At 51.9% G+C, this 20,601-nt stretch carries 19 protein-coding genes, 1 tRNA gene and 2 pseudogenes; 10 read left to right on the top strand and 12 right to left on the bottom strand.

Annotated features, from left to right (window positions below; all coding sequences use genetic code 11):
- Entirely contained in the window at positions 1–1,917 is a 1,917-nt protein-coding gene (locus EAO80_RS16170) for an archaea-specific SMC-related protein (RefSeq protein ID WP_122090882.1), read from the bottom strand.
- A gap of 415 nt (positions 1,918–2,332) precedes the next feature.
- On the opposite strand from EAO80_RS16170, the gene EAO80_RS20850 reads away from it, so the two are divergent.
- Together EAO80_RS20850 and EAO80_RS16160 are read left to right on the top strand one after the other, a co-directional pair.
- The gene (locus EAO80_RS20850) at positions 2,333–2,578 is read left to right on the top strand and encodes a DUF6788 family protein (protein ID WP_368280559.1); all 246 of its coding nucleotides are present in this window, start codon (positions 2,333–2,335) and stop codon (positions 2,576–2,578) included.
- 151 nt (positions 2,579–2,729) lie between these two features.
- Entirely contained in the window at positions 2,730–3,041 is a 312-nt protein-coding gene (locus EAO80_RS16160; RefSeq protein WP_122090881.1) for a hypothetical protein, read from the top strand.
- A gap of 70 nt (positions 3,042–3,111) precedes the next feature.
- Here the strand turns inward: EAO80_RS16160 and EAO80_RS16155 are convergent, their stop codons facing one another.
- Positions 3,112–3,543 carry a TRAM domain-containing protein gene (locus EAO80_RS16155; protein WP_122090880.1) on the bottom strand — a complete coding sequence of 144 codons (432 nt, stop codon included), beginning with the start codon at positions 3,541–3,543 and terminating at the stop codon, positions 3,112–3,114.
- A 491-nt stretch (positions 3,544–4,034) separates the two neighbouring features.
- A complete protein-coding gene (locus EAO80_RS16145) occupies positions 4,035–4,325 on the bottom strand; it encodes a PadR family transcriptional regulator (protein WP_122090991.1) in 291 nt (96 codons plus the stop codon).
- 420 nt (positions 4,326–4,745) lie between these two features.
- Here EAO80_RS16145 and EAO80_RS16140 point away from each other — a divergent pair, with 420 nt between their 5' ends.
- Positions 4,746–5,300 (top strand): type 1 glutamine amidotransferase domain-containing protein, encoded by a 555-nt coding sequence (locus tag EAO80_RS16140; protein WP_122090879.1) that lies wholly within the window; start codon positions 4,746–4,748, stop codon positions 5,298–5,300.
- A gap of 96 nt (positions 5,301–5,396) precedes the next feature.
- Here EAO80_RS16140 and EAO80_RS16135 read toward each other — a convergent pair.
- Positions 5,397–5,951 (bottom strand): annotated as a pseudogene (locus tag EAO80_RS16135) (dicarboxylate/amino acid:cation symporter); the annotation flags it as partial.
- Between the two features lie 314 nt (positions 5,952–6,265).
- Here EAO80_RS16135 and EAO80_RS16130 point away from each other — a divergent pair.
- The 3 genes from EAO80_RS16130 (at position 6,266) to gdhB (ending at position 10,709) form a co-directional block, all read left to right on the top strand.
- Positions 6,266–9,148 (top strand): bacterio-opsin activator domain-containing protein, encoded by a 2,883-nt coding sequence (locus EAO80_RS16130; protein WP_122090878.1) that lies wholly within the window; start codon positions 6,266–6,268, stop codon positions 9,146–9,148.
- Between the two features lie 113 nt (positions 9,149–9,261).
- Complete coding sequence (locus EAO80_RS16125; RefSeq protein ID WP_122090877.1) at positions 9,262–9,405, top strand: rubrerythrin-like domain-containing protein; 144 nt, start codon at positions 9,262–9,264, stop codon at positions 9,403–9,405.
- A 50-nt stretch (positions 9,406–9,455) separates the two neighbouring features.
- Positions 9,456–10,709 carry a glutamate dehydrogenase GdhB gene (gdhB, locus tag EAO80_RS16120; RefSeq protein ID WP_122090990.1) on the top strand — a complete coding sequence of 418 codons (1,254 nt, stop codon included), beginning with the start codon at positions 9,456–9,458 and terminating at the stop codon, positions 10,707–10,709.
- 845 nt (positions 10,710–11,554) lie between these two features.
- Here gdhB and EAO80_RS16115 read toward each other — a convergent pair.
- The 3 genes from EAO80_RS16115 to EAO80_RS20435 form a co-directional block, all read right to left on the bottom strand.
- The gene (locus EAO80_RS16115) at positions 11,555–11,887 is read right to left on the bottom strand and encodes a DUF5789 family protein (protein WP_122090989.1); all 333 of its coding nucleotides are present in this window, start codon (positions 11,885–11,887) and stop codon (positions 11,555–11,557) included.
- Between the two features lie 325 nt (positions 11,888–12,212).
- Positions 12,213–12,407, bottom strand: a complete 195-nt coding sequence (locus EAO80_RS16110) for a cold-shock protein (protein ID WP_122090876.1) — start codon at positions 12,405–12,407, stop codon at positions 12,213–12,215.
- Between the two features lie 783 nt (positions 12,408–13,190).
- On the bottom strand, positions 13,191–13,676 hold the full coding sequence (locus tag EAO80_RS20435; protein WP_245998655.1) for a glycosyltransferase: 486 nt from the start codon (positions 13,674–13,676) through the stop codon (positions 13,191–13,193).
- A 597-nt stretch (positions 13,677–14,273) separates the two neighbouring features.
- Between EAO80_RS20435 and EAO80_RS20430 the strand changes: the two genes are divergently transcribed.
- The gene (locus tag EAO80_RS20430) at positions 14,274–14,690 is read left to right on the top strand and encodes a DUF7475 family protein (protein ID WP_122090874.1); all 417 of its coding nucleotides are present in this window, start codon (positions 14,274–14,276) and stop codon (positions 14,688–14,690) included.
- Positions 14,691–15,381: 691 nt separating this feature from the next.
- Here the strand turns inward: EAO80_RS20430 and EAO80_RS16085 are convergent.
- Positions 15,382–15,585: a hypothetical protein gene (locus EAO80_RS16085; protein WP_122090873.1), complete on the bottom strand. Its 204-nt coding sequence runs from the start codon at positions 15,583–15,585 to the stop codon at positions 15,382–15,384.
- A gap of 393 nt (positions 15,586–15,978) precedes the next feature.
- Between EAO80_RS16085 and EAO80_RS16080 the strand changes: the two genes are divergently transcribed.
- A complete protein-coding gene (locus tag EAO80_RS16080) occupies positions 15,979–16,635 on the top strand; it encodes a ribonuclease HI family protein (protein WP_122090872.1) in 657 nt (218 codons plus the stop codon).
- Between the two features lie 173 nt (positions 16,636–16,808).
- Positions 16,809–16,882: transfer RNA gene (locus EAO80_RS16075), tRNA-Thr, on the top strand.
- A 325-nt stretch (positions 16,883–17,207) separates the two neighbouring features.
- Here the strand turns inward: EAO80_RS16075 and EAO80_RS16070 are convergent.
- The 4 genes and pseudogenes from EAO80_RS16070 to EAO80_RS20845 form a co-directional block, all read right to left on the bottom strand.
- A complete protein-coding gene (locus EAO80_RS16070; RefSeq protein WP_245998653.1) occupies positions 17,208–17,621 on the bottom strand; it encodes a DoxX family protein in 414 nt (137 codons plus the stop codon).
- A gap of 195 nt (positions 17,622–17,816) precedes the next feature.
- Positions 17,817–18,350, bottom strand: coding sequence for an Rrf2 family transcriptional regulator (locus EAO80_RS16065; protein ID WP_122090871.1), 534 nt, complete (start codon positions 18,348–18,350; stop codon positions 17,817–17,819).
- A gap of 94 nt (positions 18,351–18,444) precedes the next feature.
- Entirely contained in the window at positions 18,445–19,356 is a 912-nt protein-coding gene (locus EAO80_RS16060; RefSeq protein ID WP_281273057.1) for an MFS transporter, read from the bottom strand.
- A 498-nt stretch (positions 19,357–19,854) separates the two neighbouring features.
- Positions 19,855–19,974 (bottom strand): annotated as a pseudogene (locus tag EAO80_RS20845) (FAD dependent oxidoreductase); the annotation flags it as partial.
- Between the two features lie 45 nt (positions 19,975–20,019).
- On the opposite strand from EAO80_RS20845, the gene EAO80_RS16050 reads away from it, so the two are divergent.
- On the top strand, positions 20,020–20,556 hold the full coding sequence (locus EAO80_RS16050) for a hypothetical protein (RefSeq protein ID WP_122090870.1): 537 nt from the start codon (positions 20,020–20,022) through the stop codon (positions 20,554–20,556).
- Positions 20,557–20,601: the final 45 nt, after the last annotated feature.

The raw sequence follows: 20,601 nt of genomic DNA, 5'->3' as shown, positions 1-20,601 counted from the left end.
CTAGATCTCTGTAATCCGCTGGTACTCGTCATCGAGTGCGTCGGCATCCTCTGGGAGAAGGGCAACTACGATATAGGAGGCGTATTCTTCGAGATACTTGACTAACTGTGCAATGCGTTCAGAATCAATCGCCTCCAATGAATCCAGTAGGATGAACGGCATCTCTTCGTGCACGTCATGAACGAGATAACCTGCCAGTGCGAGTACCAGTCCGGTTACTTCGCGCTCGCTCTCGCTTAGATGCCTGACGGAGTCCTCGTAGGTCGTTCCATCGTCCGTCTGGCGTGTCACATGAAGCTCAAAACTCCCGTCACCGGTCCCGTCTGAATGGCGGTATTCGAGCCAAATCCGCGCGAGGTTCCCATAATCAAGCAGATCGACGACGGTCTCCATATGCTCGTTGAATGCCTCGATCGCCTCACGCTCGACGCGCTCGATATGTGTTCGAAGCTCCTCGAGTTCCGTATTGATCTCTTCACGACGGGTTTCGAGCTGCCCACGCTCCTCGAGTCGGGATTCGAGCTCCTCGATATCATCCTCGAGTGCGGTACGCTGGCGTTCGAGTCGATCGCACTTGAGTTCGAGTTGGGTAACCTCCTTTTGAGCCGCCAGAAGCTCCTCATCGTCCTCGTCAGCTTCAACGGCCGACTCCAAGTCCTCGATCTCCTCCAGCAGATCCTCCCGTTGTGATTCGAGTTCGGCGATCCGATCGGTTCGATCAGCCAGCTCCGCTTCAGTTGTTTCGAGCGCTTGTTCGAGTTCGGACCGTTTATCCCTAGCTGTAGTGTGTTCTTTGCGCCGAGCTTTGAGCTCCTCGAGTTCTCGGTTGAGTTCATTGCGCCGCTGGACTTTCTCTTGGCGGAGGTCTTGGAGACGTGAAACCGTTGATTCGATCTGATCGGTATCGACTTCCGACCCACACGTCCAGCAGGTGACCTCGTTTGAGTGGTCCGCGACCAACTGATCGGTTATTGAACCACCATCGGCTTCTGTTTGAGCCGCCTCCTCATCACCGAGAAGATCCGTCACTCCGTTGTCGGTAATCTGCTCGTTGAACTGGATGACTGTCTGGAGCTGGGAGATAATTTCATCGAGTTCCCGCTTTCGACCCCGAATCTGCTCGATCTCGCTGGCTAAATCGTCGAGTTCGTCCTCATCAATCGTCGGGAGGTCTTCAAGCTCTGCTTCGATATCGGTGTGTTCGTCTTCGAGCGAAGAAACACTCTCTCGCTCGGTTTCCAAGTTATAGGTGACATCCTCGAGCTGGGACTGTGTTTCCTGCAGTTCGTCGAGTTGGTCCGAGCCTGTATTTTTGGTATCGGATTGCTGGGCTGTCTGTAGTGTTTCACGCGCGTCTTCGAGATCTGTTTTGGCATCCTCAAGCTGTGTTGTGACGCGTGCATGCTCTTCTTCCAGCGAACCGTGTTCACGCTGGGCTTCGGACAGTTCCGAGAGTTGTTTGTCGATACTGCGTTTTTCGGCCTGCAATTGACTGATCCGAGCTTCGATTTCCTCGACATCAACCGGTCGGAGAATCAGCTCTCGGAGGTCATCATCTCGAACAACAGCGCGTCGAGCCGGATTGGACTCAAGCAGGAACGCGAATAGATCGGCCAGCTGTGGATCATCGAGGTATGGATTGCCGGCGAACGCAATGTCACTATTTGTGCGCGTCAACTCGCGAGTATAGGTCTCATCATCGAGGGTCAGCGACACTGAGCCGTGATCAGCGTCCCCTTTGAGCGACGCTCGGTCGCTCCCGAGGGCTGCCATCAGTGATTGGAGAAACGACGTTCGATTGGTTGCGTTCCGTCCCGCGAGGATCGTAACACCGGGAGTGAACTCGACAGAGGTAGCATCGATACCGCCGATATTCTCTACCTCGACATCAGCGGTCATATTTTGGAGTGGAGGCATTGTGTAGCTCTTCTTTGGAGTCGGTCTTCAATAAGCCTTCAGATAGCTGTTCTCCGGCGAATTCAACTGAATGTCTGTTACTAGAAGACATCCCTACTGATAGTACTGCAAAACTACTGGGTGCCCTTCTGATTAGAAGCCTTTCCAACATAGTTCTCATTAGCGAGAGACCATGCACGTACACCGTTCTACTCCCACTTGTTGCTGAAAATTCGGGTTATCATTATAGTACCTCTTCTGAAGATAGCGACTATTTCGGGCCCCTTGTGCAACAATATCATACTGCTAGACGTGAATTATTGCACAAGGTAGAATGGGTCTAACTGTACCTTCCTCGCTTCCGAATTACCTTGCTGAAGGGCTCCCCAAACAAGACGATGAAGCACTTTGAGAGGCCACAGAATATATCGACGAGTTGCTTGCCGCACGTGAACAGCGTCGAAGTGAGCCAGTCATAGACGAACTACCCGAGGATGCCAGCGTTCTCGAGAATGAATCAGATAACGCTATATATCTTGAGTACCGGACCTGCGGTGATGAGAGCTGCTCATGTATGAGTGGCGATGAAAAACATGGTCCATACAAGTATTGGGCCTATCGTGACGGGAATACTGCCCGACGTGAGTACCTCGGCAAAGCAACCAAGACAAGCGCTGAGTGATCCCACTGAGTTCTGCAGTCCGGCGAACAAGTCGCGAGTAGACTACTGGTGATTCTTTGACTGAGAGAGTTCCCGTTCGTACTTCTCTAGGTAGTGGGGGATATCGAAGTCACAACACTTGATATTCGTGGGGTGCTGATCTTTCAGTAGTATGAACGATGAGGAGTGGTCAGCAGTCCAGTACCAGTTTGACGAGTCGGTTGATCTTCTCGATGCATTCGAGCAGGCAGCGATCGAACACTTGGAAGTCTCGAACGAACGCACCATCGTCATCTACAGTCACACGATCTTCGATCTCGAAGTTGATACCGGGAGCTTAGCGGACGCCCAATCCGTTTCTGTTGAGGTCTTTGATGTCTCCTCAGACCACTCTACTACTGATGACCCCGATCCAGTAGCGCTCACCGAATCGGTGATCGATGAACTCACAGCCACTGTTCGTGTCGGCTGGGAGCGCCACTGAGAGCTCTCCAGGTCAGTCGTCTCCTCGTGGATCGACCACTTCTGGAGTGTGTGTACTCGACAGTCTGGATCTACTCTCGTCGCTCTCGAATGCTCGCAAAAGCGACGTTCGACTGGACGGTCTCGATCTTGATTGTTACCTCTTCATCGGGTTTAGCGTTCGCAACGATCACAACAAATCCTCGTTCAACACGGGTAATGCCATCCCCTTGATCACCGAGCGTATCGATCGTCACCGTTCGAATCTCGCCTTCTGTGACTGGCGGTTCCGATTTCTTGCCGGTTGAGAAAGCCGCTGAAGCATCAACAGGTGTTGTTGTGTCGCGGTGGTTATCTGTCGAATTCTCTGTCTCAGCAGGAAGCACTGCGATCTGATAGACTTCTCCTGGAGCAACCGTCGCTTGGTCGACCAGCTCTGATGGAACCTCGATCTGCAGTCTTTCCTCTGTCTCGGTTAGCTGACTCGTTATGAGGACTTGAAGCCGATCTGGAATTGAAACCATTGATATTTGTTATCGGTAGCTAATTGTATGTAACCCTGCGGAATCGTTTCCGGCAAACCTGTCTGCTACAGCGTGTTTATTGCTACATGTTGCCATTATCTCCCTCCATCCGATGTCGCTGGATGAGTCTCCAGACACCTCTCTCAGCGAGCAGCTACAGATCCTCGATAATGCTCCTCAACGCTTTAGTCTGTTAGAACGTTATATAGAAGATCTTAGACAGGCTCTCGAACAGACGGAGCGGAACTACGCCTCGGCAAAACAGCTATATTCGATATGGGATGATCCGCCGTTCGAACCACAGATCTTTGGCCAGCTCCTGAGTACTGCCGCGGATCTCGAGATTCTACAGGTTTATACTCATCGGAGCAATCACAATCGATACGACCTCACTGCGTACGATTCGGCACGGATGGGCCGGCTTGCACTACTGTTTACCGATGGGACAGCGGCAATGATTGATGCGGAGCCTTCCGAGCGATAGCTCTTCTTTAGGCTGTGCTGAGAGTGTCCTGGAGATACTGGTGTTCCCATTCTCTCCGAGCGTCAATTTCTCGTTGCCCACGTGCTGTGAGTGCATAGCTATTTGTTCGGCGATCCATCTGTGATTTTTCGACGAGTCCTTTGTTGACGAGCGTATCGAGATTTGGGTAGAGTCGCCCGTGATGGATTTCTGTCTCATAGTACTCTTCGAGTTCGTCTTTGAGGGCAAGACCGTGCGGTTCGTCCAATCCACTGATCACGTACAGTAAATCCCGCTGGAAGCCGGTGAGATCATACATAGTATTATATTGCTCACGATCCTTGTCAACTTGTTGCATAGAATCCATCTTGAGAGTATTTGATTTAATACCCAAATCGTCGCATGCCGACGAGACTAGTGACTTCACTCTCTATCCAAACTACGGTACTATCCTAATAGCAGGCCCATACGCAGACTACTCGACGAGCGTTTCGATCTCACGTGCTCGGTCATCGGTAATACGTTTGAAGAATTGCCAAATGAGCTCTCTCACGAAGGCGTTGTCTTCCTCTTCGTTGAACCCGTAGTTGAGTATCGCTTAGATAGCGAGCAGCCATTTAGAGGGATCCTCAATTAATAATATAATAATTTAAAATAAAATACATGTGGGGGTAGTATGGCAACGGCAGGCTCTCTTTTTAACTGGCGTCGGACTATCTAGCCTAGTGAGGAAAATACAATGGCAGATCCACTTAGCGATACCACCGTTGCTGTCTTTCTTGCACAGAGGGGTACTGAAGAGGTTGAATTCATCGAACCAAAGCAAGCTGTCGAGGACGCCGGAGCCACTGTCGAGGTCGTCGGCACGGAAACCGGCGAGGTCGAAACTGTCAACAACGATCTTGAACCGGGTGACTCCTATGAGATCGAGAAGTCCTTCTCCGAGATCTCTTCGGACGATTACGATGCACTGATTATTCCGGGTGGCACGGTCGGTGCCGATACACTTCGAATGGATGAAGATGCAATGAGCTTAGTGAGCGAGTTTGCCGAAGCGCAGATGCCACTTGGAGTAATTTGTCACGGCCCTTGGACACTAGTTGAGGCGGATGCGGTTGAGGGACGGACCGTAACGTCCTATCCTAGCCTGCAAACCGATATCCGGAACGCAGGTGGGGAGTGGGTCGACGAGGAAGTCGTCGTCGACGAAGGACTGGTAACCAGCCGCGATCCCGACGACTTACCTGCCTTCTGCGATAAGATCGTCGAAGAGTTCGAAGAAGGCCAGCATTAGTGACTCTGGTAGCTGAGTAACGGCCCATTTTAGCATGTCGTATCACTGAAATCGACGGTGGATTTCCGTAATCCTCGTTTCGGTTAGACAAAGTGATTACTGAGTCCACACGCCACTACTGAAGTCGATCGCGTCGTTCCACTTGCCCACCACGGTCGCGACTGCTAGGTCTCCAGTGACGTTGTTCATCGTTGCAATTCGACCAAGAATCGGATCGATGTCGGCAACGAATCCAACGACAGTCAGTGGAAGACCGACCTGGTTCAGGATCACAGTCAGCATGACGATTCCCGCACCGGGAACGCCAGCAGTACCGATACTGATGAGGACGACGACAACCAAAACGAGAACTTGCTCGGAGAGTGCGAGAGGCTGTCCAACCATGTTTGCGGCAAACACGACGGTGATCGCCTCCTGAATCGCCGTACCGTCCATATTTGCGGTTGCGCCAACCGGAAGGGCAAACGAGTAGACTGCCTCTTTGATACGGGGATTCTCTTCGGCGCTGGTCATCGTTATTGGAAGCGTACCGCTCGATGAGCGTGTCGCAAATGCCGTTACTATCGCATCCTTTGATCCACTGAGAAACGCAAGTGGTGATACGTTCGCGATCCCCGTCATCAGAACAAGCAGGTACGTAAACGCAATATAAGCAGTATGTTTCCGATATAAACTCTCGGTGCTCGGGCGAGTACTGGAATTTTGTGCTAGAAACGGTTAGCACTACAGGGGGTGACATGCGAAAGGTGGCCCAATGAGGCCTGGGTCGACTACTGCATGCTCGAAGAATGCTCTCTTCAGATTATCCTATGTCCATAGTGGTTCAATAGCAAATGCCTTTGTCACAGATAGTTTAATAGTCACATAGCTATGCACATGTATTCCACCCCGGGCCAGCAACAGAGCTGGAGGCAAGCCCGAATCGGCACCGAAAGAAGCGTTTGCTCTATCTGCTTGTTTGAATAATGGTCTCTTCTTCACTCGTCCTCGATTCGTCGACGGTATTGCTTGTCGGGACGGATGACTGGATTGCGCGATTCGCTGCGTCCCTCGAGACACAGACTGAGGCGACTGTGCATACAGCTGAAACCAAGGTGGAGGCGATTGACATCATCCAGAAACGAACCACTGACTGTCTCATCAGCGGATACTCGCTCGAAGGGACAACAGGGCTGGAACTCCTCAAGGAGATTCGTACCAAAACCACGATTTTACCGGTATTACTCTGTACTGCCGCCGGGAGCGAAGCTATTGCCAGCGAGGCTATTGAAGCCGGTATTACCGATTACATCGCGCTCACGGAACCGACAGAACAGATGACCGAAGAACTCATCGAACGAACTGAACGCGCCATCCGGTCCGCACAGCGGTCGGTCACGCAACGGGAGCGGGCCAGACAGTTCGACACGATCTTCAACGATTCGCGGACCGCAACGTGGGTGCTTGACCTGGATGGTTCACTTGCCCGTGTGAATGAAACTGCACGGGAGATAATTGACGAGGACGTCGAAACGATTGTCGGCGAACCATTTTGGACGCTTCCGTGGTGGACAGAGACCGGTGCAACGAACGCAGACATTCAACAGATCGTGGAGAACGCACTCGGCGGAACGTTCGGCAACGCGGTCGTCCAGCAACCGCCACATGTCGAGAATCCACATGTCATCGATCTTTCCGTGCATCCGGTCGAGAACGAACGCGGTGACCTCGTCTCGATCGTCGTCGAAGGCGTCGACATTACTGAGCGCGTCGACCTTGAACGCGACCTCCGCCAATCAGAGGAACTCCATCGCGTTACGCTTAACAATATGACGGACACTATCCTTATCACGGACGAAGACGGCGAGTACACCTACGTCTGTCCCAATATCCACTTCATTTTCGGTTACACAGCTGACGAGATTTACGGGCAGGGAACGATCGACGATCTCCTTGGTAAGGATTTCTTCGACCGTGACGAACTCGCGGCTGACGGCGTGCTCAAGAACATCGAAACAACGGCAACGGACAAGGTAGGCCGTGAGCATACGCTCCTAGTCAACGTTCGCGAAGTCTCGATTCAGGATGGGACGCTCCTCTTCAGCTGTCGAGATATTACGAAACGCAAGCAACGTGAAGAGGCGCTCGCGACTCTCCAAGAGACCGCGCGTGATTTCCTGTACGCCGAAACTCATCAAGAGATCGCTCAGCATGTTGTCGATGATACTTCCGGCGTCCTCAATTTGGATGCGAGTGCGGTCTATCTTTTCGATGCCGACACGAACGACCTTCGGCCCGCAGCACACTCGGCGACGATGAAAGAGCTCAATGGACCGCTTCCCATCGTCCATGCCGACGGAGAAAGTCTACCGAGTTACAGTTTTGTCGAGGACGAGGCCCTGTTCTTCGACGATGTCCACGAGGCAGACCGGCTCGACAACTGGGCTACTGACCTTCGCAGTGCAACCTACATTCCACTCGGTAACCACGGAGTGTTCGTTGCCGGTTCACACATGGTAGGAGCCTTCGACGATGTGGCGCGGGAACTGGCTGATCTTCTTTCTGCAACCGCTGAGGCAGCCCTCGATCGCGTTACACGGGAGTCCCAACTCCGGGAGCAGGACCGCACACTCCAAGCGCAAAACGAACAGCTCACCACTCTAAATCGCATCAACGAGACGATTCGAGAGATCGATCAAGCCCTCGTGCAAGCGGAAACGCGAGAGGAAATCGATCATACAGTCTGTGAGCTGTTGACTGCTGATGACCGATACAGGTTTGCCTGGATCGGCACGATCGACCCGACGACAGACACCGTTGATCCACGGGCTTGGGCAGGAAGCGAACAGGGGTATCTGGATAGACATTCGTTTGTCGTCAACGCGTCAGATACGGAACCAGCCGGACAAACCGCGGCGACTGGCAACGTGACGATGGTGACGAACGTTGCTGCCGAACTCCGTGACGAAGCCTGGCGGAAGGACGCTCTCTCTCGAGATTACCTCTCCGTGTTGAGTATTCCGCTCGTATACAATGATCTCACACACGGGATACTAACGGTCTATGCACCGACTCAGGATGCGTTCGACGAGACGGCGAAAGCTGTCTTAGCCGAACTCGGCGAAACTATCGCGTCCGCACTCAGTGCGATCGAACGGAAGAATGCCTTGCTCACGACGTCGATGACACGTGTCGTGTTCACAATTAACGATCCAACGTTCATACTCTCACGGCTCGCGCAGGATGCAGCCTGCACCCTTACGTATCAGGGTGGCGTCCAGCAATCCACAGAAGGCAGCTACGTGTTTGTGACCGTCGACGACGGGGCACTAACTGACGTCGTCGACGCCGCCTCGCAGTTTGTCGGTATCAATGAGGTACAACAGATCAGTGCGGATGATACGGGAGGCGTGCTGCGACTTCGGGTCACACAACCGTTTCTCGCCCTTGAATTGGCTGATCACGGTACTATCTTCCGCGAAGCGATTGCTGATCCCACCGAAACGACACTCGTTGTCGATATTCCGGACAGCATCGATGTGCGAACGATCACGCAACTCGTTCGTGAGACGTTCGCTGGTGTCGAACTCCGTACTAAACAGACGCTCGATCAGTCGATAGAGCATAACCTCTACTCGAAATTCCTTGAAACAGTGACTGAGCGGCAACTCGAAGTGATCCAGACGGCGTATTACAGTGGCTTCTTCGAGTCGCCGCGCGAGAGCACCGGTGAAGACGTTGCGGAGACACTTGGTATTTCTCCGGCTGCGTTCTATCAGCACGCCCGGACCGTCCAGCGCAAACTGTTTGCGACGCTCTTCGAAGAGACCAATCTCCCCATCGCTACCCCAGCTGAGGTGGTTGAATAATAAACCCACTAGCCAGTAGACTGTTTGATAGTCAACAATTGATTATTTCCTTATACACTTATTATGTCTTCCTAGAGTGTGCCACTCTACATGGCGACACTCGTGAACTCACAATGAGAGATATTGACCTCGAACCCACCGAAGAAACCCCCTACGAATGTTTTGAGTGTGGTAACATCATCGTCGTAGAAAATAGTCCTGGCCAGTGTCCCGATTGTGGCGGGCCACTGCGAAATCGGCTAATACCGCTTGAATAACTATGGCACCTCAAACTAATACTACTCGCGACGAGTCGGATGAAGCGACGATGGAATTAACTGAATCGGAATCGGCGCTCGAAACGGCTCGCCGGCAGCTGTATCATGCTGCGAATCAGCTCGATATCGATCCCAATATCGTCGAGCAACTTAAGCACCCACAGAAGGTTCACGAGGTAACAGTCCCCATCAAACGTGACGACGGAACGGTCGAGGTGTTCACGGGCTATCGAGCGCAACACGATAGCGTCAGAGGCCCGTTTAAGGGTGGACTCCGATACCACCCCGAGGTAACCAGAGACGAATGTGTCGGCCTCGGTATGTGGATGACCTGGAAATGCGCCGTGATGGATCTCCCATTCGGTGGGGCCAAGGGCGGCATCGCAGTCAATCCGAAGGAGCTGAGTTCGGCGGAAAAAGAGCGCCTTACTCGCCGATTCGCACAAGAACTTCGTGACGTGATTGGCCCGAACAAAGATATTCCAGCACCTGACATGGGAACGGACCCGAAAACGATGGCGTGGTTAATGGACGCGTACTCGATGCAGGAAGGCGAGACGGCACCAGGCGTCGTGACCGGGAAGCCACCCGTGGTCGGTGGCAGCGAGGGTCGTGAAGAAGCCCCCGGCCGGAGTGTCGCGATCATCACGCAGTTGGTCTGCGAGTACTACGACCGACAGCTCGAGGATACCACCGTGGCAATCCAAGGCTACGGAAGCGTTGGGGCAAATGCGGCCCGTCTCCTCGATGATTGGGGTGCAACAGTTGTCGCGATCAGCGATGTGAATGGCGCAATGTACGAACCAGCAGGGATCGATACTGCATCTGTCCCGACCCACGACGAGGAGCCGGAAGCAGTCACGAAGTACGCTGACACTGTTATTTCGAATGATGAGTTGCTCACGCTCGACGTCAATGTGCTCATTCCTGCCGCCCTAGGGAACGTGATCACCAAAGAGAATGCAGAGGCAATAGCTGCAGACTTCGTCGTCGAAGGTGCGAACGGACCGGTCACCTCGACAGCCGATTCGATCCTCGCCGAGCGAGACGTTGCAGTAATCCCAGATATTCTCGCCAACGCTGGTGGGGTTACGGTGAGCTACTTCGAGTGGCTTCAGGACATCAATCGGCGAGCGTGGTCACTTGAACGAGTAAACAACGAACTCGAAGTCGAGATGCAGGCTGCTTGGGATGCAGTTCGATCGGAGTTCGAGCAGCGGGACGTCACATGGCGTGACGCAGCCTACATCGTCGCATTGTCACGCATTGCGGAGGCCCACGAAGCACGAGGGCTCTGGCCGTAACCCGATGTCAAACCCACTGATCTCGATTCGTTCTATCAAGCCCTGAGCGACCAGCACGCCACCATCCTGAAGGCAATCAGAGACGGTGATCAGTGGAGTTCGACCTCTGAGTTCTCACAGGAGACACTCACTGCGTTGTAGCTCATACCGACGAACGAAGAGTTGATTACTAGTTTTTCGAGATGAGGTTCCTTGATAACATCATACGTCAACTAATGGCACGATCATTTTTTAGGAGATACGTCGACAAAGTTCATTCAATATTATACAAACAAAAATGAATATGGCACTAACTATATTCTAATATAGATAAAGATGACATACAACGCACAGAAGCTTGATATATGTTCGTGGAAATTCGCTTGTCAGAACTGTGGTACCCCATTCACATCAAAACCATTGGTATGTTATGAGTGTTCCAGCAGGCAGATTGTGCTAGTCTCAGAGGTCCTCTCCAGCTGAAGAGTTGGGTGTTCGATCATATCTTTCCGACAGGGACCGTCCAACTCCCCTCACAGTGGGGATTATCACAAAAGAAGACCCATTCAGATTCGCCGTTGCTGAGCAGTTGCACTTGGTTGGTACTCGTTGATCGGGTGCCACAGTCAGCGCAGTTGTCGTATCTTACCCCAAACATATCTAAAAATACATAATATTTTATTCATAATAAATCTTACTGTGGAAAATTACTCTGGGGAGATTCTCACGATACCTCCGTCTCTAAGAACGTTATACATGCTTTAGTGCAGATATAGCAATGGAAGGCAAGCACTTATCCGATAGATTTTGCTCCGATTGAATATGGATAGGTAAGTGACCGGAAGTCGCTGACGGAAGTGACCCGATCAACGGGATATCAATCCTTGTAATCGATTTCGAACGTCGTCGGCAGATTCGTACAGTTCGTTGTCAATCGGAGAAAGTACTTCTGTAATGGTTTTCGACCCACCTTGTGTTTCGACCTCACGGTCGCCGTGAGCGCTGATAAGTTCATCAGTAGTCGTGGGATAGTCGTGATTTTCGAGCTCTTCATCCAGCTCACCGAGCTGTTCGCTGGGCTCAGTATCTATCGGTTCGGGTTCGTCGGCGCGGTCACGCGACTCTTGGAGTTCTCGTTCTTGCTGGCGTCGTTCTTCATCATCCGCTTGCTTGTCTCGTGCGTTTTTGTTATCTGCCATCCTCCAACTTACGAGCGAGAGCGGGATAAGAGTGTGGCCGTTCGACGGTCGGCTCCTCTCAAATTCACCTATCGGCCGAGCACACAGTATCAACCACCGGGTCAGTTGGTCTGTGCACGTACTGAGCAGCTGATTCAGGTAGCTCACTCGAATTCGAGAGTTCCAGTACGGCTATTTGTTCTTCTACTTCTCACCCCACCACGATCCGCAACTGTGCTATTGATTCAGATAAGTACTCAATTTGATAGCGCTGGCTACGGAACGTAGCATCGATAAAAATGGTGTCATGTTTCAGTATCGCCGATCGGCGATATTGAAGCAGGTATTACGCTCGAACGACGTTGGTCGCTCGGGGGCCCTTAGGAGCCTGTTCGATATCGAATTCGATGTCTGTGCCTTCTTCGAGGTCCGGGCCGCCAACGTCCTCCATGTGGAAGAAAACGTCATCATCCGCATCCTCAGTGGAAATAAATCCGTAACCGCCAGTGTCGTTGAAGAAATCAACTTTTCCGTTTGCCATTGCAAACAAATGTAGATCCGCGTCATGGTTAACACTTCCGAGAGGGACAGTACCATGAGTAGAGCGAATTGCTGTCCGGACCTATTTCTTCCCCTCGAACAACCCAGTAAATTGGTCGGTGAATCATTGCTCTCTGGTTACCAGTGAGTCTTCCCGTTTTTACTTCTCAGCGGTCACTACTACCTGGCCTTCACTGAAAGTAGTACCAGCCAATGTTCCGATACTTGCGACTGGATTTGCAGTCTTCTGATTTCCTCCCTCACTACGGGCAGTACCAACGACGGCACCAATCGCTGCATATCCGGAGGATAACTGGGATGGCGAATGCAGCAGTCGACAAACCTTATACAATACTGGCCGGCTCGTAATAGCGACTGTTGCACACAGTAACCAGAGGGTATACCGCTGAGATCACTAATTGAGCACCGTCACATCGAACTTTTCACGCCAGCAGTATCGCCGTCCACCCCACGCGAACGTCCGACGAGCAAGCCCATACACAACCAGAGGGACGAAAACGAAGGCTAATACGGCCGTCCAACGACGAACGCCCAGAATCTCGTTGACGGCGAACTGCACCAACGTAAGGAGAACTGCTGTCGGAAGTGGAGCCAAGATTGCACATGAGAAGTAACGACAACACGAGAAACGTTCCGACAATCGCCCCAGGAACATGCTACCGGAGAATCTGTATCCATCGGACCGGTCGTTCGATCGCCTCGCGGATCGTTCCCCCGGTCGGGACGACGCGTGTTCGGTTGACTGTCGTCACCGAGAGAGACTCTATGGGGAGTCCGTTATCACTGATTGTTTGACGAAGCTCCCCGAGAAACGTGGCCTCGTTGATATCGTTACGATCGAATATGCCCACGCCACCCCAGATGTTATTTCCGAGATAGATGCGAGTGAACCACCAGAAGCATACACTGGCTCAAGGAGTACTGAGAGTGGGTCCTCCCCAACGAAATACGGCACTTCCGAGACTGGTTCATATCTCTCATAGTTGGCGCTGAGGGTGGCCAGCCAGTCGGGAGGATGATGGAAATCATCGTCAGTCCAAACGAGGCGATCGTGACGCGCGGCGTCCATTCCAGTGGCGATGGCGTTTGTCTCCCCTGAACAGTGGGTAGGATTACCGGCGACGATGAGCTGGACACCCTCGGGAATGGTTCGTCGTTCGGCGGCGGGATTGTTGTCGACATCGTGGATAATCAACAGCTCGTCTCGATCTCCAATTTGGGCGGCTAACTCCCCACAGGTGTGGTCCACCGCGTCGTCGGTAGAAGGATGTTATTGGTGAACGGTCAGCCATGGTGGTGTCTTCTAGTAAGGCGGTGAAAAACGAACTGGTTGCTGACCTCTATATCCAATTAGGCTACTGATTCGTCAAGGAGCTCATTGATAGCGTTGTCAATGAAGCTCCTGTCTTCTAGACGGAACCCAACATCTCGAAGTGCTCCTATGGCGTCGGGATTGGCCGAAGTTCGCTATCGGGGATTATCTCTTCTTTGAGACGGTTGTCTTTGAGTGTGAACACCATGTCTTCTTCGAACGACAGGATATACATGCGGGCCTCGATTCGTTCCAGTGCGCTCTCGAGATCATCATCGGTTATCCGGCTTACATCGTCGCGTTTCCACTTCTAGGCTATTCGCATCCGACTGTTTGGATCCATTAGTAGGAACCATTCATATCAGAGTAGATACATGAAGTCATCTAACGACGAGAATCCGGATCCACGCCACTCTTCCTCACCCCAGTGATCCGCGCTCGTTCCCCTCTAATCTCTGTTGCACCAAAATAAATCTTTTATTATAAAATTTATAACAGAAAAATACATCAAAGGGGCAATCTAGCATACGCGTGATGTCCCACACCACATCTAATGTCGCCACTGATCCGCCCCTTATCACTGGGATTCCAACTGGAATCGTCCCATACGTGATGATTACTGCAGCGCTCATTTCGGCAGCAATTCACCTCTGGCTTGCACCAGTCGTTATCGAATTTGACACGATGCAAGCAGTGTTATTCGTTCTCGCAAGTTTCGGATTCATTGGCGGAATTGTGGTCTATGCGTCCCGATACTGGCGTCGTGAGTTCTATCTTCTCGCGAGTCTGTTTGCTCTCGCTCAACTTATTGCATACTTCGTCATGGGTGGTCCAGTAAACGCGATGGCAATCGTGTCTAAAGCCGCCGAAGCTATCGTAGTGCTCGCTGCTGGCTACCTCTATGTGACCGCTGAGTCTGTTAGAAGTCCTTCGGACTCTCTGGTCGAGTAGACATTTCTCACAGCGACACTTATCGAAGCTGCGTATCATGGTAGTACGCCATCTCGACGGTCCGGAGATCGAACCCACTCGGATTCCGGTTACGGAGTGCAGTGAGGAGTCGCGGGTAGTCAGAGAACCGTAGTGGTCGGCCCTCACCAAAGAGAGCTGCAATCATGTAGTGATCATCAACTACGTAGTTCATCGGATTGTGAAACGCGAGAACGACTGAGTTGCAGGCCCGATTCCATGAATTGACGTGAGAGTTCTCAGCTGGGGCCTCGGATCGTCAACTATGAAGGCCGTTCGCTGATTCGTTGAACGAACGCTGCAGGAACCTCGTACATTCACTTGATGTATCGATCTCGCCGTCAACGTTAGTGATACTAGACTCGATACGAGACTTAAAACGAGAGCTCATTACGTTACAAAGGAATTTAATGTGCATTTCCACGCGATTCTTACTACCTCTATTGATTGGATGAGGTATTATTTCAACTATATTAAAATAAGTGGTAAAAAATAAATTAAAAGAATCAATATTTAATTACTGTGATACAGAACAATAACACACAGAGGGATGAAGAATCGATAAACGAATCGTTGCAACTCAGCCGTCGGAATCTACAAATACCTCTCTGAGAGGGTATCGACTCTCTCCCTGCGAGCATTGCTCTCTTACTCTGGTGCAGTTGAGCAATGCTTATCCGCCCAAAAGCGATCGAGACGTGATCTCGAACAGGTCTGCTTCCTCGAGATCCCAGTAGGAGGCGATTGCACCGATCATCGCGTCGACCCTCTCTCGCTCGTATGCTGTACATTCAGCCTGATACCGATACGTCAGGAGCGCGATCGCGATCAGTTGCCAGTCCTCGAAGTGCCATTCATCAGGCGTCGCATGAGTCATACGAACTTTACGGCTCCACCTGTGTTTATAAACTGTCTGCTAATCTTCATTTTCGCGGAACCTACATCTGGTACATAGCTACGGTCATATACGTAACTCTGAGGCACTTTTTCCTCGATTAGTGAACCCGTAGTCGGTGAATCTCGATACCAATATTAAACCCATCCTTTGGGAACAAGAGCCAGACAGGTTTCATATCTAACAGGCTGTTTGTAGCAGCCGCTGCGGATCCCATGGGGACGATTGATTCAGAACAGTTCACCAGCGGTACTATCTGTAGAATTATCCCGCTTGATTACCGAAAACCTCTATGCAGTGGTGTAACCAGTCAACGAAACCACCCGGGATCGTGGGTGTAAAGGCCCGAAACCAGAGTCCAAAGCAGGGAGTGGCATGATCGACGACTCCCTCCCGGCCGAACACCTCTGGCCGCTTGCCAGGCTCGTTGATGAGGTACTTGCGGGCGTCGGCTACGAGATGACGGCCGCCATTGACGCCATCGACGATGCCATCCCTGGCTACGGCGGTCTCTTTGACCCCGCGACCACCTCAGCTGAGTTGCGGCATGCGCTCGAAAGCCTGCTAGAGTCAGGACTCACCCGGCCACATGTCCCTGAGCCAACGAGCGACACATTCGTTCTCTACGTCGACGGCAGTTCGCGCGGTAATCCCGGTCCCGCAGGTGCGGGTGCTGTCATTATGGATGCTACGGAGGACCATCTCGCCCGTCTTGGCCGCCCTGTTGGCTCCCGGACAGGGAATAACACTGCTGAGTATGTTGCCCTCCAACTCGGGCTCTCGGAACTGCTGGTTCGCTACGAGCCACGCAGGTTGGAGGTACACATCGATTCGATGACGGTCATCCGAGACGTCTGGGGTGGCGATGACTCGATGGAACCGGGTGTCAAGGCATACAGCGAGGCTATCATGGCAGCATTGTCGAGCATTCCGAACCATCAGTACACACATTTGGTCGACAGCGACCCGAACCCTGCCGACGCACTGGCGACGGTGGGAACTGATATCGCCACCCTTGGGCCTGGCTCGTAGAGTTGTGCCGCTCACCATTCGGAATCCCGCCTCCGTTGACAGCCTCTGAAGTTACTGGAGACTACCTACTGATTATACCCACTGTGTTCAGTACGCCACTTTTGTTATTCTCTACTGGTTTGTGTGAAGCCAATAGAACAGCTTTTAAGGCATCAACTGAAAGCGATGTTAGTGCCGGAGTAGCTCAGCCTGGCAGAGCAACTCCTTTGTAAGGAGTCAGTCACGAGTTCAAATCTCTTCTCCGGCTTCTCTAAACCAGTGTATTGGACGATTATCAAAGATACGGTCGAGTGATTAAGGTAGAGACGGACGCGCTTTGAGCGACTCTGAGTTATTCGAATTGGCGTACTCGTATGAGCAGGTGAGCAGTCACCGAATGGCTCCGAATGGATTTGGTCCGGTTACGGGCTCGATCGATGACTGGAGTTCAGAACTGATTAAGGCGTGGAATAGATGGTTGGACAGTGGTATCTAATCAATTACCGATTAAGTGTTTTACCAACATCAAGTTACTAACCCGTTCAAGATCCGATCCTCTCAATAAGGTCATCAGGTCGAACAAGGATGGGTGGTTATTTGCTATTCTTGGATATCGGCTGCGTGTACCACCACGCCCAGAGAACCAACACACCCTGGAGTGGAAGTCGTCCCCAGCGAACGACGTCAGAGGGATTACCGCCGCCCGGTAATCCCTTGATGACGACCCCGTGGGTCGCCATGTAGACGTTTGCTGGAAAAATGGCTACGAGCAACGCGACCGTTGCCCATGCTGCGTGCTGTCGGGTTCGAGGGATCAATAGCCCGATCTCAACAGCAATTTCAGCGAGACCGGACAGATAGACGAGTGCAAGTGCTACCGGAAAGACTGGGGGTACAATTTGGACATACAACTCCGGTACAACGAAATGCAAAACTCCTGCGACGACATATGCTGGCCCCATCACATAGAGTAAGAGGCGTTTGATCTGGTGCAAAACCTCAGTCATTGGTCTCAGATACTTCCCACACCAAGAAACAGTTTCCTCATGCAGTAGGGTAAGCAATCGTGCCAGTAAGCGATGCTCTCAGAAAGAAAGCACAGACAATGCGTTTCGTTCCACTAGTTCTAGTGAGATCGTTACGTGTGTCTACTACGAGTAAGCAGCATTCGTTTTCCAGTCAGGCAACTCCTAAAGTTCTTATTAGTGCGTTGCTTCTCCGAGGGGCGCTTCGATTTGCTCAACTTGCAAGATGAGAATATTGTTTGTCCGATCAATGCCATCGACCATACCCTCAATCGCGAGTTTCGCTACAGGTGTTGGGCCAACGACCATGTGATCTCCATTTTGATAGTCGCGCACCGAGCCTTGGATATGGATTTTTGCGCGACATTGCTCAGGATGATGGACGCTTGACAGGTCGATCTCTTGAATGTTCGCGTCGTCAATAGTTTCGTCATTGTGTGTGAGCGGAACTGCTGCCGGTTCGTCCAGTTGATCGATATCCAGTACTTCAAAGGCGGTAACCGTTGGTTTGTACCCGCCTTTTGGACCAGGGACACCCTCGACCAATTGGAGTGCTTTGAGACTCTGCATCTGATTGCGAATCGTCCCCGGGTTTCGGTCGATTTCTTCGGCGATCGTTTCCCCTTTTACTGTGGTTTCTGTGTCTCGATGTAGGTTTACGAGTGCTGTGAGAATGTTTTTCTGACTCGAAGTGAGGTCAATAGCTGACATCGTATTTCGGTAGCGGCGTAGTAAGTTAAAACCGATGGGAATAACCTCATTTCCGTAATAGCCCTTATATTGATAGCATTGATCTCAACCAGTACTAAACACTACCTAGGAGATAAAAGGGGATTTGCAGCCGTTTAACCGTGAACCAAGTCACACCGATGACGAAAACAGTGACACCGGAAACCAGCAGTGTGTGTCGATAGCCGAACACCGTTGCAGCCCCGACACTTATTGGCGGGCCAACTGTCGTGCCGAGCCTGAGAACGCTGGTCCGAATACTCATGATACTTCCGCGAAATTCGTCCGGTGCTCGTTCGATGAGTGCCGTATCCGTGATTGGTTCTGCGAGGCCTTGGCCGAGACCGAACAGGAGGAGTGCACCAGCGACTCCATAAATGGAGTTCGCAATAGCTACGCCGACAAGTCCAATCCCATAGCTTACAAACCCAAGTGCAATCGATTGAAAACTTGTAACCGACCGAAGCACGCGATCACCCTGGATTGCAGTTAGACCCATTGTAACTGCGGGGAGACCCAGAAGAAGGCCGATACCCGCCGAAGAGAGCTGATATTCGTTGGCGAGCAGGAACGGAACCGCGGTGAGTTGCGCACCATAGAGAAGGACAAAGATACCGAAGATCGCGAGATAGAGGACGACGAAGGGCGTCAACGGTGTTGGTCCAGTGAGGAACTCACGGATACTCGAATTCGAGTCGGTCTCGTTTCGCTGTGGCTCCTTGAGGAGGGTTATCCCAGGAACGGCAACGAGCAGTGCGAGGAGAAAGCACGCGAAGGGAGCTGACCAGGTGAGTGTGGCGAGCGCACCGCCAAGAAGCGGATACCTGGCAGCACCAACCGCGAAAATCGCTGCGTTAGTACCGATCAACACTCGCCGTTGTTCACCGGAATAGAGGTCTCCGAGGAGTGTGACTGTCAGCATCGCGATTGCACTACTTGCCGCGCCTTGGACCGCTCGCAGTGCGAGAATCAGGCTAAAATCGGAGATGAAAAGATTTCTAGTCTACGCAAAGACTCCTCCCCCTACTGTCTTGAGTCTGGGTTCGATAAGCGATCAGAACCAAAGAGTGTGACGTACGTTCCTGCTGATTAGCGATCCCGAAAACCATGGTCCCAAATTAGAGGCGTTCTCGTACCGATAGATCCTGAGTGTACGTTTCCGCTGTAAGACTCCTCCCGAATTCCCCACTAGCAGTCAGATCGGAGCGAGAGCGTTCCCGCCCTGATTGCTATTTCCACTTGAGAAACTGTTTTCGGGGTCTTCTAATAAAACTTTTCTATATTATAGATGGAACTTCACTAGAGGTTTCCAATAGCAACTGCTCAGGAAATACAGCAACATCATCTACAGAGATGGTCCATCCCGATCATGGAAGGACTGTTCTCTTACAGCGGAAACGTGTCATCAAAGACACTACAAAGTCGAAAACAGACGACTTTGATCCCGAACTGTTCAAACACGACGGGTTCAACGATCACGATGCATATCTCGAGAGAGCTTGTTTAGATCTCGCATGAACTGGTCGTACCGTTCGTTTAGTGCAAAGTATAGCAACCTCGTCATCATCAAGCGACGGTCTTGTCCGGGTGCAACTTGCTCATTCCAGAAGACCTGCGCTAACAGGCGAGCGGGTGGGTCTCTTTGGAACCCATGAACGCGAAACACGCCAACACAAAAGAAGATATCGACAAGCGAACGATTCGTGCAGCCACAGAGAGCATACGCATCGATCGCCATGCCGGCGAGGCCGGCGAGTTCGACGTCAACAGCGAGATCGGGAACGTCTACCGAGTTTACCTCATCGCGGAGGCGTGCGACTGTCCGAGCGACACGTATCAAGATGGCGTGTGCAAGCACCAGCGCCGCGTCGAGCTAATGATCGCCACTCACGAGCAGTACCGCGGGCTCGGAGATTCGACAGTCAAGCACCGACCAGCTGATGATGCCATGGTTGTGACCGACGGCGGTATTACAACTGAGACCGCCATGGACGCCGACATCAACAAGCCAGTTATCACGGGTCCGTGGACGGAACCAGCCGAACAGGGTGGTACGGATTACTGGCGGTGCGAGGATTGTGGCCGCGAGTCACTCCGCCGTAGCGACCTGGAGCGCTCGAAGTTCCACGCTGAGGAGTGCGTGTTCGATGAGGCTAAAACGGTTGGGAGAAATTGGTGGCCCTGTTGAAGTTTAGTAGTCAGTGAGAAGCTATTCTATAGAGATGATACTTTC

Source organism: Halalkalicoccus subterraneus (assembly GCF_003697815.1).
Lineage (GTDB): Archaea > Halobacteriota > Halobacteria > Halobacteriales > Halalkalicoccaceae > Halalkalicoccus > Halalkalicoccus subterraneus.
This window is presented reverse-complemented; position numbering and strand designations above follow the sequence as displayed.

Bases quoted from the DNA above. Each gene is read 5' to 3' on its own strand.
- EAO80_RS16085 (WP_122090873.1), bottom strand. From the start codon at position 15,585: ATGACTCATGCGACGCCTGATGAATGGCACTTCGAGGACTGGCAACTG.
- gdhB (WP_122090990.1), top strand. From the start codon at position 9,456: ATGGAATTAACTGAATCGGAATCGGCGCTCGAAACGGCTCGCCGGCAG.
- EAO80_RS16065 (WP_122090871.1), bottom strand. From the start codon at position 18,350: ATGTCAGCTATTGACCTCACTTCGAGTCAGAAAAACATTCTCACAGCA.
- EAO80_RS16125 (WP_122090877.1), top strand. From the start codon at position 9,262: ATGAGAGATATTGACCTCGAACCCACCGAAGAAACCCCCTACGAATGT.
- EAO80_RS16070 (WP_245998653.1), bottom strand. From the start codon at position 17,621: ATGACTGAGGTTTTGCACCAGATCAAACGCCTCTTACTCTATGTGATG.
- EAO80_RS16140 (WP_122090879.1), top strand. From the start codon at position 4,746: ATGGCAGATCCACTTAGCGATACCACCGTTGCTGTCTTTCTTGCACAG.
- EAO80_RS16145 (WP_122090991.1), bottom strand. From the start codon at position 4,325: ATGTATGATCTCACCGGCTTCCAGCGGGATTTACTGTACGTGATCAGT.
- EAO80_RS16110 (WP_122090876.1), bottom strand. From the start codon at position 12,407: ATGGCAAACGGAAAAGTTGATTTCTTCAACGACACTGGCGGTTACGGA.
- EAO80_RS16050 (WP_122090870.1), top strand. From the start codon at position 20,020: ATGAACGCGAAACACGCCAACACAAAAGAAGATATCGACAAGCGAACG.
- EAO80_RS20430 (WP_122090874.1), top strand. From the start codon at position 14,274: ATGTCCCACACCACATCTAATGTCGCCACTGATCCGCCCCTTATCACT.
- EAO80_RS16170 (WP_122090882.1), bottom strand. From the start codon at position 1,917: ATGCCTCCACTCCAAAATATGACCGCTGATGTCGAGGTAGAGAATATC.
- EAO80_RS16155 (WP_122090880.1), bottom strand. From the start codon at position 3,543: ATGGTTTCAATTCCAGATCGGCTTCAAGTCCTCATAACGAGTCAGCTA.
- EAO80_RS16130 (WP_122090878.1), top strand. From the start codon at position 6,266: ATGGTCTCTTCTTCACTCGTCCTCGATTCGTCGACGGTATTGCTTGTC.
- EAO80_RS16080 (WP_122090872.1), top strand. From the start codon at position 15,979: ATGATCGACGACTCCCTCCCGGCCGAACACCTCTGGCCGCTTGCCAGG.
- EAO80_RS16115 (WP_122090989.1), bottom strand. From the start codon at position 11,887: ATGGCAGATAACAAAAACGCACGAGACAAGCAAGCGGATGATGAAGAA.
- EAO80_RS16160 (WP_122090881.1), top strand. From the start codon at position 2,730: ATGAACGATGAGGAGTGGTCAGCAGTCCAGTACCAGTTTGACGAGTCG.